This is a genomic window from Maribellus comscasis, from assembly GCF_009762775.1.
Taxonomy (GTDB): Bacteria; Bacteroidota; Bacteroidia; order Bacteroidales; family Prolixibacteraceae; genus Draconibacterium; species Draconibacterium comscasis.
Genome location: NZ_CP046401.1, coordinates 7,537,412 through 7,551,124, shown reverse-complemented (window position 1 = coordinate 7,551,124; position 13,713 = coordinate 7,537,412). Strand labels below are relative to the sequence as shown.

At 34.9% G+C, this 13,713-nt stretch carries 9 protein-coding genes and 1 tRNA gene; 8 read left to right on the top strand and 2 right to left on the bottom strand.

The window, feature by feature from the left end; translation table 11 throughout:
• Positions 1 to 147: 147 nt before the first annotated feature.
• Positions 148 to 1,320, bottom strand: a complete 1,173-nt coding sequence (locus GM418_RS30355) for an MFS transporter (RefSeq protein WP_217447650.1) — start codon at positions 1,318 to 1,320, stop codon at positions 148 to 150.
• Positions 1,321 to 1,573: 253 nt separating this feature from the next.
• Here GM418_RS30355 and GM418_RS30350 point away from each other — a divergent pair, with 253 nt between their 5' ends.
• The 4 genes from GM418_RS30350 (at position 1,574) to GM418_RS30335 (ending at position 5,973) form a co-directional block, all read left to right on the top strand.
• Positions 1,574 to 3,121 (top strand): acyl-CoA dehydrogenase family protein, encoded by a 1,548-nt coding sequence (locus GM418_RS30350; protein ID WP_158872015.1) that lies wholly within the window; start codon positions 1,574 to 1,576, stop codon positions 3,119 to 3,121.
• A gap of 158 nt (positions 3,122 to 3,279) precedes the next feature.
• Positions 3,280 to 4,314: an aspartate--ammonia ligase gene (gene asnA, locus GM418_RS30345; protein WP_158872013.1), complete on the top strand. Its 1,035-nt coding sequence runs from the start codon at positions 3,280 to 3,282 to the stop codon at positions 4,312 to 4,314.
• Positions 4,315 to 4,406: 92 nt separating this feature from the next.
• Positions 4,407 to 4,480, top strand: a tRNA-Arg gene (locus tag GM418_RS30340).
• Between the two features lie 293 nt (positions 4,481 to 4,773).
• Positions 4,774 to 5,973 carry a site-specific integrase gene (locus GM418_RS30335; protein WP_158872011.1) on the top strand — a complete coding sequence of 400 codons (1,200 nt, stop codon included), beginning with the start codon at positions 4,774 to 4,776 and terminating at the stop codon, positions 5,971 to 5,973.
• A gap of 237 nt (positions 5,974 to 6,210) precedes the next feature.
• On the opposite strand, the gene GM418_RS30330 is transcribed toward GM418_RS30335, so the two are convergent.
• Positions 6,211 to 6,414, bottom strand: coding sequence for a helix-turn-helix transcriptional regulator (locus tag GM418_RS30330; protein ID WP_158872009.1), 204 nt, complete (start codon positions 6,412 to 6,414; stop codon positions 6,211 to 6,213).
• A 225-nt stretch (positions 6,415 to 6,639) separates the two neighbouring features.
• On the opposite strand from GM418_RS30330, the gene GM418_RS30325 reads away from it, so the two are divergent.
• The 4 genes from GM418_RS30325 to GM418_RS30310 all read left to right on the top strand — a co-directional run bounded on the left by GM418_RS30325 (position 6,640) and on the right by GM418_RS30310 (position 13,635).
• Positions 6,640 to 7,215, top strand: coding sequence for an RNA polymerase sigma factor (locus GM418_RS30325; protein ID WP_158872007.1), 576 nt, complete (start codon positions 6,640 to 6,642; stop codon positions 7,213 to 7,215).
• A gap of 106 nt (positions 7,216 to 7,321) precedes the next feature.
• On the top strand, positions 7,322 to 8,329 hold the full coding sequence (locus tag GM418_RS30320; RefSeq protein ID WP_158872005.1) for a FecR family protein: 1,008 nt from the start codon (positions 7,322 to 7,324) through the stop codon (positions 8,327 to 8,329).
• 227 nt (positions 8,330 to 8,556) lie between these two features.
• A complete protein-coding gene (locus tag GM418_RS30315; RefSeq protein ID WP_158872003.1) occupies positions 8,557 to 11,874 on the top strand; it encodes a TonB-dependent receptor in 3,318 nt (1,105 codons plus the stop codon).
• A gap of 12 nt (positions 11,875 to 11,886) precedes the next feature.
• Positions 11,887 to 13,635, top strand: coding sequence for a RagB/SusD family nutrient uptake outer membrane protein (locus tag GM418_RS30310; protein WP_158872001.1), 1,749 nt, complete (start codon positions 11,887 to 11,889; stop codon positions 13,633 to 13,635).
• Positions 13,636 to 13,713: the final 78 nt, after the last annotated feature.

Below are 13,713 nucleotides of genomic sequence, written 5' to 3'. Positions count from 1 at the left end.
GACACAAAAAAAAGAGATTCTTTTATCAAAATCGGGAAAAAATATCAAGGAGATTTTACCCGATTTTGTCCGAAGACCTTTACTGCTGAAGGTGCCTGTAGAACCAGACTGAAGTTTTTTGTTTAATCGATTTGTTTGTCAGCCTGTTTATTTGTTTTCGGGTTTTAACCAGGGCAAAACAATAACTAAGGCGGCAAGCAAATATATGCCTCCGGCTAAAATAAAAGCGCTGGTTAGATTAATATGGTCGGTAATATATCCAAGTAGCGGTCCGATTCCTGCAAAACTAATCCGGATAACAAAATTTCGAACTGACAGCATGGTAGCCCTAACTTCGCTTTCAGTATATTGATTAATATAATTTTTAAGAATTGGGGTTGCCAGCCCCCGAACCAGGTAAAATAAAAACAGAAATGCAAGGCCGTAAACCGATACGGTTATTCCGGAGAAAAAATATCCGATGGCAAGCAGAATAATAATGCTTATCAGTGACCATTTTTTTCCGGCAAAACGCTCAAAGCTATGGGCAAAAACGGATGAAACACCAACCGTTAAATTTAAGGCTGTCCAGAAAATACCAAACATTTCAACCGGTAAATTTATAGCTTTAAAAAAGGGCTGTACCAACCATGCAAATGTTAGTGTTGCCGTTCCTGTAACTGCTGAAAGAAGAATTGCTATACGCAAATTATGATTTTGAATAAATGTAACCTTAATGTTTTGAACCAGTTTTTTTAACGTGTGAATTTGTCCTGTTGAATGAATTTTTGGTTCGACCAGGGTAAAGGCGGCAGGAATTGCAATTGCTGCCACACCAAACTGAAAATAAAAAGGAGTTCGCAAACTGACAGCTGCCAGAAAACCTCCGGCAATTCCGGCAATAGCTTCGGCAAAATTACCAACGGAAGTTATCCGGCCTTCCAGTTTTACATATTTGCGCGTTTTATTTGAAACTTTTAAACTATCGAAAAGCATAGCTGAATCGGCTCCCGAAACAAATGAATGTCCGATTCCTAAAATTATTTCTGCAATTACAAACGCCCAAAATCCATAGGAAAAACTGTAAATCAGAAATCCTCCGCTTCCAAGAATACTCCCGAGAATCAGTGTTTTTTTTCGTCCCCACACATCTGCCATCCAGCCGGACGGAATTTCCATGAAAACAATGGCAACGGAATAAATCGCCTTCAGAACAAAAATTTCGTGCATTCCCATGCCGTTATCCTGGTAAAATAGAACCACAACCGGCATAACCAGGTTAAACCATTTTGAAATTTTAATCAGGTAAAGCTGAGTAATATTTTTATTTAAACTTGCCAAAATTGAATTTTGCCACAAAAATAATGGATTAAATGGTTTTCCAGAGGGGGGAGAAAAAATACAAATCAATACGATGGCTGCAGGACCTCTTTAGCAGCCCCTCGTTGTTTATTTGAAAATTACTGTTTTTTCAATATAAGTAGGCGGGAAAGCGATGTTTATAAAACATTAGCAACAATTAAATGTTTGACATTGGGTAAACAGGAATTATTGAAGAAATAAAATCAGTTAAAATAAAATAATCAAACCATTTATGACCCGACTAATAAATTCAGAACATAGTGCGTCAACACAGGAACAAACTAAAGTTCCGCCTTTATCAGAGTTTATTGACACCCTGAAAGTAAAAATGAAAAGTGCTTTTTATGATAAAAATGACATCAATAGTTTAAGTATAAAACGAGGACTTCCGGAGGGAGCATTTCAGGAGATAATGTCCGCAAATCCATTGTCGGTTGGCATTCCTAGGGAATATGGTGGACGTGGCGGGCTAATGCATGAAAATATTGCTTTGATGGCTGCCGCCTCATATGAATCTCTTGCCTTATCGTTAACTTTTGGGATTAACTCCGCTTTGTTTCTGCAACCGGTTGCAAAATATGCTAAAGAAGAGGTAAAAGCATCGGTTTTTAAACGGTTTTTGGAGGAAAAAAACATGGGCGGTTTGATGATTACCGAACCAGACTATGGAAGCGATGCGCTGAATATGCAGACTTTTTACACTGAAGAAAAAAGTAATTATTACATCAAAGGAAAAAAACATTGGGCGGGATTAACCGGGTGGGCTGATTTTTGGCTGGTAACTGCCCGTCAGCAATCTGATTCCGGAGACTTACTGCGCGATATCGATTTTTTTATTTGCGATGTAAGTAAAGCTGAACAAAAAATTGAGGTGGAGGAGATTTTTGAAAATCTTGGGCTTTATATGATTCCCTATGGCCGTAACCACATTGACGTGAAGATTCCGGAAAAACAAAAACTGGAGCCTAAAACTACAGGAGTAAAAATGATGCTGGACCTCTTGCACAGAAGCCGGATGCAATTTCCGGGAATGGCAATGGGCTTTATAAAACGAATGCTTGATGAAGCAATTTCACACTGTAAAAATCGTTTTGTAGGAGGGAAGAGTTTATTTAGTTATGATCAGGTACAGAACCGTTTAGCGAAGCTGCAGGCATCGTATACAATTTGTTCTGCAATGTGCGCCAATAGCAGCGAAAAAGCAGGACTGGATGTAGATCTTGTGCCTCACGGACTGGAAGCGAATGCCGTTAAAAGTGTTGTTACAGACTTGATGCAGGACGCGGCCCAGTCTTTATTGCAGTTGGTTGGAGCAAAGGCTTACAGATTAAATCATATTGCAGGTCGTGGTACGTCTGACAGCCGACCTTTTCAAATTTTTGAGGGATCCAATGATATTCTCTATGCACAGATTTCAGAGGGGCTGGTGAAGCTTATGAAACGAGCAAAAGAAAATAACCTTTTCAGATTTTTAAGCGGATTTGAGCTCACCAGTCAGGCAGCAGATTTTATTAAGGAACAGGTAAATTTTAACGTCAACTTTCAAATGCCGCAGCGCAAGCTCGTAAGTCTTGGAAAAGTAATTGGTCGCGCAATCTCGATGAATCAGGTTTTGAACATTAGGAATAAAGGTTTTAGAGATGACCTGGCAAAAGGAGGAATTATTATGCTCCAACAGGAAATATCGGAATTAATGGCCGGCTTTTTATTTAACGATAACCGAAAGGTCGCAGATGAATATGAGGGCAACAGCTTCTGGCTGAATTTTGTATCTCTCTAAAAGGAGTATGCAGTCAATACCAAACTATTTGTGTTCAAAGTTGCAGACTTTTGTTGTGTTTTTTATTTCTTTTTTTGTTGTAAACCTATTTTCAATCCATCAGAATTATTGAAAGCAAAATTATATTTTTGTAACAAGAGACAAAAACAGACAGATTTATGAATTTATTTATTCCAAAAAACTACAAGTCGGTTTTGGATGTGAATCAAACCGAACAGGCTATTAAACAGATCAAAGATTTTTTTCAGATGAATCTTGCTTCAGAGTTAAGATTAAGAAGAGTGACAGCACCATTGTTTGTTAAACAAGGTACCGGTATTAACGACGATTTAAACGGGATAGAACGTCCGGTTTCGTTTCCTATGAAAGATTTGAACGAGACGGTTGCTGAAATTGTGCAGTCGCTTGCGAAGTGGAAAAGATTAGCTCTCGCCGATCTGGAAATAAAACCCGGATTTGGTATCTATACCGACATGAATGCTATCCGACCCGATGAAGAATTAACGAATATACATTCTTTGTATGTCGATCAGTGGGACTGGGAACGGGTAATTACAGCAGAGGAACGAAATCTTGATTTTTTGAAATTTGTTGTTCGCAGAATTTATTCGGCTCTGGTACGTACCGAGTTTTTGGTATCTGAAAATTATCTTGACATCCAGCCCGAGCTTCCCGACGAAATTACATTTTTACATACAGAGGACTTAGCAAGAGAATATCCTGATTTAACTTCTTTTGAAAGAGAAAATGAAGCTGCAAAGAAACATGGAGCAATTTTCGTTATTGGCATTGGAGGGGAACTTCCTGACGGAAATATTCATGACGGACGTGCTCCGGATTACGACGATTGGATTTCATCAACCACCGAAGGGCACAGAGGCTTAAACGGAGACATCGTTATCTGGAATAATGTTTTAAATCGTTCTTTTGAGATTTCTTCCATGGGAATTCGTGTCGACAAAAAGTCGTTGATGCAACAACTAAAATACCGTGGGTTGGAAGAAAGAAAAGAATTAATGTGGCATAAAAAGCTGTTAAACGATGAATTGCCTTTAACTATTGGAGGAGGAATCGGACAGTCGAGGTTATGTATGTACTTTTTAAGAAAAGCCCACATTGGCGAAATTCAATCGAGTATTTGGCCCGACGAAATGATTGAAAAGTGCAAGGTAAATGGAATTCATTTGCTTTAGCGGCAAAAATTTCATAATATAAAATTTATTTGAGTTCCTGAATTTGTTTTTTGCAAATTGATTTATACTTTTGCACGGCAATTTAAAAGGCTGCCCCGGTAGCTCAGTTGGATAGAGCAACTGCCTTCTAAGCAGTAGGTCATGGGTTCGAATCCCGTCCGGGGTACAATTAATGAAACTAAATTTAGTTAAAAGCACTTAAAACTAATGATTTAAGTGCTTTTTTATTTTAGTAAAAAGCAAAAAAGGGTCACTATTAGTCAACTTTGAAGGGACTATTTGGTGACCTATGTGTTAAATAGGATAAAAAGGGTCACCAAAAGCTTCATAACTCTTTGAAATAGTTAGTGTTAAATAGTTCGATTTGGTCTTATTTGCTGTTGTTTTGTGCCCTCTCATAATGTAATTTTAATGTATTAAAACCAGCGAATCGGGACCTGTTTTTTTAAATTAATTATTATGAGAGTTACAATCTTATTTCTGTTAAGAACATCAAAGAAGAGACAAAATGGAAACTGCCCTATCTATGTAAGAGTGACGCATAAGAGAAAAAGAATTGAGTTGGCTACTGGATTATTTGCAAGGGAGGACACCTGGAATACTGCAAATCAGCAAGTTGAAGGAAAATCAATTGAGGTAAAAAGTATTAATAACCGGATACGCAAGATACATAGCAATGTTTTAGATGCTTGCTATCGTCTTGAAACTATCGATGAAGATTTTAGTGTTAACGACCTAAAATCGGAGTTAACCGGAGTATCTGATGTTCATACGCTTTTTGAACTCTTCGATTACTATATTAAAACCATTTTTGATCAGCTTGGCACCGGATTTTCTGCCGGAACATTAAAGCATTACAAAACTTCTAAAAACAGATTGAAGGAATTTGTAAAAAAGAAATATAAAAAAGAAGATGTCAATATCCTGGATGTTGATTATTCATTTATTGCAGATTTCGATACTTTTCTGAAAAAACAGTACCGGAATAATTTAAATACAGTTTGGGGCTATCACAAGCATCTAAAAAAGATACTCAATATAGCTGTTTCTTTGGACTATGTTTTGAAAAATCCATACCTTAAATTCAAGGTTAAAAAGCAGGAAACGAAAAGAGAATACCTTACCCTTAGCGAATTAAAAATCATAAGAACTAAAGAGATTGACATTCAGAGGCTAAGCATTGTCCGGGATATTTTTTTGTTTGCCTGTTACACCGGTTTGTCTTACGTTGATATTGTCAAATTAAATGCGGACCATATTCAAAAAGGAGGTGATGGAGGTGATTGGATAATAGTAGACAGGACAAAAACATCAACCAGGTGCAGGGTACCACTTTTAGATGTTCCGAAGGAAATTCTGGAACGATACAAAAATTATCCGGTTTGCGAGAATAAAGGTTTGCTGCTTCCAGTTTTGACCAATCAGCGGATGAATAGCTATTTAAAAGAACTGGCCGATATTTGTCATATCAAAAAGAATCTGACAATGCACGTTGCCAGGCATTCGTTTGCAACTTCGGTTACTTTAAATAATGGAATTCCAATTGAAACTGTTTCTAAAATGTTGGGGCATACATCAATTAAAACCACTCAGGTTTATGCAAAAATAGTTGATGAGAAAATATCGAAGGACATGAAGAAATTAAAAGCAATTCTTTAGTGTTAATAAGTTTTAGTGTTCTTGTTATGACAGGATTGTATTCTGATCTTATTAGTGTCTTTATATCAGCTGTTTAATGAAGTTGTGTTTTTATGGTTTATCGCATAGTTCACATTTAAAGAACTTTCCTTTATTTATATAAAAAAAGATAAAATTGATAGTAAAAACAACGTGGTCTCAAAATAGTCTCTTATCATTTTATCACCATTGCTTGAATTGCAATAGTATCTTATAAGATCAGTTTTTATTACCCTTTGTCGATTCTAGTAATTCTCTAATGTCAATATCCAGAATATCTGCAATCTTTTTTAAAGTTGGTAATGACGGTTGTGATTTATTATTACAATAATTAGTTACAACTACATAGCTTTTACCTATCTTTCCTGCCAACCAAGTTTGAGAACGGCCCTGTTCTGTCAGTATTTCTTTTATCCGGTTCATTTGTTAAATAACAAAGAGTTATATGTTGATTTTTAATATAAAAAAATATTGTATCTTAAAAATGTTTCAAAGTTACTATACGAAAGGCTATTGTGAAATATTGCTAATTGTTATATATTTATATTAAAATTTAATAATATTCGATTGTTATTTTTGTATACTCAAGAATTGAATGTACAAAAATTATATATTTGCTAGATCGAAATAAAACAAAAATTAACCTGATTGAACAAGAACGAAGGTGAAATAGAATTAATAAGGGATTTTAAAAAGGGCGATTCAAGGGCATTTGAGAAACTTTTTCAAAAATATCACAAAAAGTTGTATGCCTTTCTTTTTAATTTATTGCATTCAAAAGAAGATGCTGAAGAGATCGTTCAGGATACCTTCATTAAGATTTGGCAAAAAAGGGAGGACTTTATTGATGGATATTCATTTCATTCATTCCTTTTCACTATTGCAAAAAATGCGTTTCTAAACCTAAACAGGAAAAAGATTAATCGGGTTGTTTTCGAAGATCGTTTAAATTTTTTAGAAGAAATCTCTTCAGAGAGAACGGACGATTATATTATCTTCAAGGAAACAAAGGAGATAATAAATACTATTATAGAAGGATTACCTCCCAAAAGAAAAGAAATATTTCTTTTACGGAAAATAGAAGGTTTATCCAGAAAAGAGATTGCGGAAAAATTGGATATTTCAATTATTACAGTGGATAACCAATTGATGAAAGCAAATATTTACTTAAAGGACGAGCTGAAGAAGTATAGCCTGCTACTTCTTATTTTATTTCTGAACTAAGAAATAACCATTTGGCTTCTACATAAAATAATTTTTTTTGAAGATTTTCTGAATCTGAGTAATAGAAAATGCCTTTTTATGTGTATTACTTTTAAACCGACAGGAAATGAGTCAGCAAAAAATACATGTCCTAAGAAAATTTTTTACCAAATCATATAATGATAATGATTTGAAAAAATTGTTTCTGTGGTTCAACAGTGAGAAAGGACATGATGAAATTGCTGACGTAATGGACACCAAATGGAAATCTTTTAAAAGTGAAGATGTATTGGCAGATATGGATTCAGTAAAAATGTTGACAAACATTCAAAATAGAATCCGACGAGATAAAACAATACAAATAAGAAATAACTTTATCAAGATATTTCCTTACGCTGCAATTCTAGCCGTAATAATTGGTTTTTCAGTCCTTTTTTACCTAAATAACATACCTTCAAGATCGCGTTCTGATTTATATACCTCGGTAATTACGGAAAACGGCCAGCGGTCAAAGGTAGTTTTGCCCGATAGTTCAATCGTTTGGTTAAATTCAGGTACAACACTGTCTTATAATTATTCTTTGGATGATGTCAGAAGTATTATTCTAAGCGGTCAGGGATTTTTCCAGATTACACGAAATGAAAATAAACCTTTTGTGGTACAGTGTGGGGAAATCAACGTGAAAGTTCTGGGTACAAAGTTTGATGTGAATGCATATCCAGTGAATGACAAGATTAGTGTTGTGCTTGAATCCGGTAGTGTAGTGCTAAAACACGACCGATGTTTGTTGAATTATGTATTAAAGCCAGGAGAAAAAGCCGATTACGATATAACAGAAAAAAATGTAAAAGTAAGTGAGGTTGACGTAAAGAAATTTACATCTTGGAAAGATGGAAAACTGATATTCAAAAATGATCCAATGAAACTTGTTATTGAAGAACTCGAAAGATGGTACAATATCGAGATTGAAGTGGAGGATCAGGAAGTATATAATTCCATTTTTACAGGAACGGTTATTAACGAAAGCTATCCCCAAATTTTTAAGCTAATTGAGTATTCTTGCCCTGTAAATTGCGAAATTGTAAACAATCTTAATCCTGAAGAAATACCCAAAATAATTATAACTAAACAATAAAAATGTCAAACCAAAACTAAATGCTTATGAAAATTTAACTTATTTCCATTAAAAAAGGAGATGCTTGAAACATCTCCCTCCTTAATTTTACTTTGCCTCTGTATTCGAACCCGGAGGCAAAATCAACTTGAATTATTAATCCAAATCAGAACAAATTTATGAAAAAAAAATGTTGTATTACTCTTTCCGATTTATATAAAATCTGGAAATCAAAAACATTCAGGATTATGAGGATTGTATTATTCTTTCTCGCAGTCAGTATTACTCAAGCGTTAGCGTTAGATTCTTATGGGCAAAGTAAACGTTTAAACCTGACTTTCAGAGATGAAACAATTGTAAGAATTCTTGACAGAATAGAAGATCAATCTGAATTTTATTTTATGTATGATGCTACAGTTATCGATGTAAATCAAAGAAAGAGTATTGATTGTGAAAATAGCACTATCTCAAAAATTTTGAATGAGTTGTTTCATGACACCGGAATAACTTACAGAATTGATGATCGGCAGATTGCCTTGACAAGAGCAAATGAAGTCTCAGAGCCCCATATTGGTCAAATGGATCAGCAACAAAAAGTCGTTTCCGGTAAGGTAACTGATTCTACTGGTCAGCCACTTCCTGGAGTAACAGTCGTAGTAAAAGGCACCACACAGGGAACGGTAACAGGTAACAATGGGACTTATTCTCTATCAAGCATTCCTGAAAGTGCAATGCTGCAATTCTCGTTTGTTGGTATGAAAACTCAAGAAGTTGAAGTTGCCGGAAAAACAACAGTCAATATGATAATGGAAGAAGATGCTATTGGAATTGAAGAAGTGGTGGCGATTGGATATGGTACCGTAAGAAAAGTGGATCTGACCGGTGCAGTTGCTTCAGTAGATGGTACCTCAATTGCAGAACGAAAAACTTTAAGAACTTCCCAAGCTTTACAGGGAACTGTTCCTGGGTTAATGGTTACGCGAAGTAGTGGTGCTGCAGATGCATCCAGTACAATAAGAATAAGAGGCATAACGACAATTAGTGATAATGATCCCTTGATCATTGTTGATGGAATACCTGGAACATTAGATTGGGTAAATCCTGATGATATTAAAAGCATTTCGGTATTAAAAGATGCTGCTTCTGCTTCTATTTATGGATCCAGAGCTGCTGCCGGTGTTATTTTGGTTACTACAAAACGTGCAAAATCAGGCCAATTAAGTTTAGATTATAATTTTGAGTATGGAATAGATAAACCTACAAGAATGGTTCAATATGGCGATGCTGTAACTTACATGCAAGTCTTTAACGAATTAAATTGGAATGATGCGGGCAATATTGGAAGTGAATTTCCGATATATTCTCAAGATGTAATAGACAACTATTCCCAATTGCATAAAGAAGATCCTGATAATTATCCAGATACAGATTGGATAGATTTATGCCTTAACAAATTTTCCACTCGGAAGAGCCATAAACTAATTCTTACTGCGGGAAGTAATAAAATCCGTACGAAAGTTTCGATGGGTTATGACCAAACGGATGCACTTTATGATGGTAAAAATTATGACAGGATTATGTTCAGGGCAAATAATGATGTGACAATAAATGATAAGCTATCAGTGGCGATAGATTTAAATGGCTTATATTCGATAAACAAAAAACCAGCTATAAATTTTTCTCCTGATTTTGGATTTGCTCCTGTATACGCAGCTATGTGGTCAGATGGTAGAATTTCATCCGGCAAAACTGGGACAAATCCTTATGCTGTGCTAAAATACGGAGGATTTAATCGTACCAATTCGAATTCATTTGGAGGCAAAGTTTCTATTGAATTTTCACCACTTAAAGGATTAAAGCTATCCGGTATTCTATCACCTAAATTATATTATAGTAAATATAAAAGTTTTATAAAACAAACTCCTTATACCAATTATGATAATCCAACAGATATTGCCGGCTATATAACAACACTTACAAGTACAAATTTGGTTGAAGGAAGAGACGACAACTATGATATAACTGCTCAATTATTAGGTAATTATATAAAAACTGTAGATAAACACAATCTAAATATATTAGGCGGATTTGAAAATTATTATTACAAAAATGAGACGCTTGGGGCATCACGAAATAATTTCATTTTAACATCATTTCCATATTTGAACCTTGGGAATGGAAATTATCAATTCAACAGTGGGGGAGCTTATGAATATGCTTATCGTTCTTTTTTCGGACGTATTGTTTATAATTATAACAACCGTTATTTTCTTCAAATGAACTCTAGATATGATGGTTCTTCAAGATTTGCAAAAAATTATAGATGGGGCTTATTCCCTTCATTTTCCACAGGATGGGCAATTTCAGAAGAGTCATTTATGCAAAATATTGATTGGATGTCATTTTTGAAGGTACGATTTTCATGGGGTACCTTGGGAAATGAAAGGATAGGTAGTTATTATCCTTACCAATCAACAATAGCTTTCAATAATGCAATAGTTTATGAGGGTAATGAAATAGTTTCTGCGCAAACAGCAGCTGTATCTCAATATTCTATTGAGGATATTTCTTGGGAAACGACAGAATCATATAACTTCGGATTGGATGCCAATTTTTTCAATAGCAAATTGAGAATTTCAAGTGATTTTTATAAAAAGATTACTAAAGATATGCTGTTGGAACTTGAAATACCTAATTATATTGGTCTTGACAATCCTGACCAAAATGCAGGGGAAATGCATACAACTGGCTGGGAGTTGCAATTAAACTGGAATGATAAAATAGGTGAACTAAGTTATTCCGTTTCTGCCAATATTTCTGATTCTAAATCCATAATGGGAGATTTAGGTGGTACTGAATTCCTTGGTAGTAAGATTAAAAGAGAAGGTAGTGAATTTAATGAATGGTATGGTTATCTCTCGGAAGGATTGTACCAAACGGAACAGGATGTAGCTAATTCTGCAACATTAAATTCGAATGTAAAGCCGGGAGATATTAAATATATTGACATCAGTGGACCAGATGGTGTTCCTGATGGAGTAATCTCGTCTGAGTATGATCGTGTATTATTAGGAGGCTCGCTTCCTAGATATTTATATGGTGGCAATGTCAGATTAGGGTATAAAAATTTTGATTTCTCACTGGATTTTCAAGGTGTAGGTAAGCAAAAATCGAGGATGACTCCAGAAATGGTAGAGCCAATTAGAGATGATTATTTAGAAGTACCACAATTCATAGTAGGCAAATATTGGAGCAAGTATAATACAGATGAACAGAACCTTAATGCTAGTTACCCTCGTGTCTCAAGTATTGGTGGGGCTAATAATTATGATGTATTCTCTGATTACTGGCTATTCAACGGAGCATATTTTCGCCTTAAAAATATTACTTTGGGATATACAATCCCAAAATTATTTCTTGAAAGATTAAACATACAAGATGCGCGAGTATATGCAAGTATTTCTGATCTTTTTTCAATAGATCACTACCCTGAGGGCTGGGACCCTGAAGCAGTCAACTATTGGATTAATACATCTTTTATTTTTGGTATCTCATTAAAATTTTAAAATCAAGAAAATATGAAACGAAAAATGATATTATACATCATAGTTGGATTCACTATTATCTCATGTAATGACTTAGATTTAAATCCTTTGTCTGAGGGTTCAAGTGAAAATTGGTACTCGAATGAAAGCGAAATTGAGATGGCTGTAGCAAATTTGTTCAATATAGTTTATTGGGATGCAGATTTAACACGTTTGTCAGGTCTAGATCCTTCAGCTCAAAATCAACCTTACCAGTGGACAGACAAATTTACAGATGATTGGACTGCCCGAGCAACTTTGGACTATATAACTTCTGCGACTATTACTAGCCAAACTAGTTATGTTATCGGTACCTGGGATTATGCATACGAGTGTATCGCAGCAGCTAACAGAATATTAGTCAATCTGGATAGAGCAAAATCAAAGGTTACTGATGATAAAATAAATGAGTTTGCAGCAAATGCAAGATTTGTTAGAGCATCGCAATATGCAAAATTAATTTTTTTGTATGGGGATGTACCATACTACACAAATATTATGGATGTTGACGAGGCTTTTTCTTTATCAAGGACAGCAAAAGAAACAATCTTAGATTCGATATATATTGATTATGACTATGCAATTCAATATTTACCCAAATCATATGCTAATAACGAATATAAATTCGCTACCAAAGGGGCAGCTCTAGCTATGAAATCTCGTATTGCCCTATATATGAAAGATTATAAGATTGCAAGAGACGCATCTGAAGCCTGTATGAACTTAGGAATTTATGAGCTTTATCCGGACTATCAAAAATTATTTTTGTCTTCAACCAAAAACTCGATTGAAACAGTCTTTGCAAATCCAAGATCGGTAGAATTAGGTCTTATGATCCATAAAGGTAATCGTCCGAAAGAGCCTTTACCCAGGAATGCAGGTGGTTTTGGCAATGGAGGCCCATCTTGGGATTTGTTCTGTTCATATTTGTGTACGGATGGTTTACCCATTGATGAATCTCCATTATTTAATCCCCAAGAACCATTTAAAAATCGAGATCCTCGGTGTGCCGCATCAATTACTGAATTTGGAACAGAGTGGTTAGGATACATTTATCAACCACATCCAGATTCTGTAACTGTTTTGAAGATTAGTACGGGAGCTTATGTACAAAATCAAGATACAAGATCGGTACAACAATATTGTTCTTATAATGCCTTGGTTTGGAAAAAGAAAATTGATGAAGACTGGTTAGATTTAGAAACAGATCCGGATAATATTGTAATTCGTTATGCAGATGTACTTTTGATATATGCAGAGGCTAAAATTGAATTAGGAGAAATTGACCAAAGTGTATTAGATGCTATTAACAAAGTAAGGGCAAGAGCTTATAAAGCTGACTTTGAAGAAACATCCCTTTATCCGGCGGTAACAACTACAAATCAATCCGAATTAAGAAAGATTCTTAGGGTGGAAAGACGTATGGAATTTGCTTGGGAAGGAAGAAGGTATGCTGATATTATTAGATGGAAACTTGCAGAAAAGGTATTAAATTTGCCTATATATGGAATTTTAGATGCTGCTGAATTAAAAGAAAAAGTTGTAGATAAAGGTCTATGGTTTTTCCCGGAAACACCGTCAATAGATGAAGATGGTGTGCCAGATTTTTCATCCTTGTATAATAAAGGGTTGGTGAAATTTCTTGTGCAAAGAAAATTTGATCAAACTAAACAGTACTTATGGCCAATTCCATCTACCGAAATTGAAATTAATCCAAACATAGTACAAAATCCAAATTACTGAAAAATTAGGTATAAGGAGAGAATAAAAATTTCTCTCCTTATACCTAGCTATTTGCAATAATAAGTGTGAAATAAGTAA

Coding starts and splice junctions, on each gene's coding strand:
- GM418_RS30350 (WP_158872015.1), top strand. CDS start 1,574: ATGACCCGACTAATAAATTCAGAACATAGTGCGTCAACACAGGAACAA.
- asnA (WP_158872013.1), top strand. CDS start 3,280: ATGAATTTATTTATTCCAAAAAACTACAAGTCGGTTTTGGATGTGAAT.
- GM418_RS30335 (WP_158872011.1), top strand. CDS start 4,774: ATGAGAGTTACAATCTTATTTCTGTTAAGAACATCAAAGAAGAGACAA.
- GM418_RS30330 (WP_158872009.1), bottom strand. CDS start 6,414: ATGAACCGGATAAAAGAAATACTGACAGAACAGGGCCGTTCTCAAACT.
- GM418_RS30320 (WP_158872005.1), top strand. CDS start 7,322: ATGAGTCAGCAAAAAATACATGTCCTAAGAAAATTTTTTACCAAATCA.
- GM418_RS30315 (WP_158872003.1), top strand. CDS start 8,557: ATGAGGATTGTATTATTCTTTCTCGCAGTCAGTATTACTCAAGCGTTA.
- GM418_RS30310 (WP_158872001.1), top strand. CDS start 11,887: ATGAAACGAAAAATGATATTATACATCATAGTTGGATTCACTATTATC.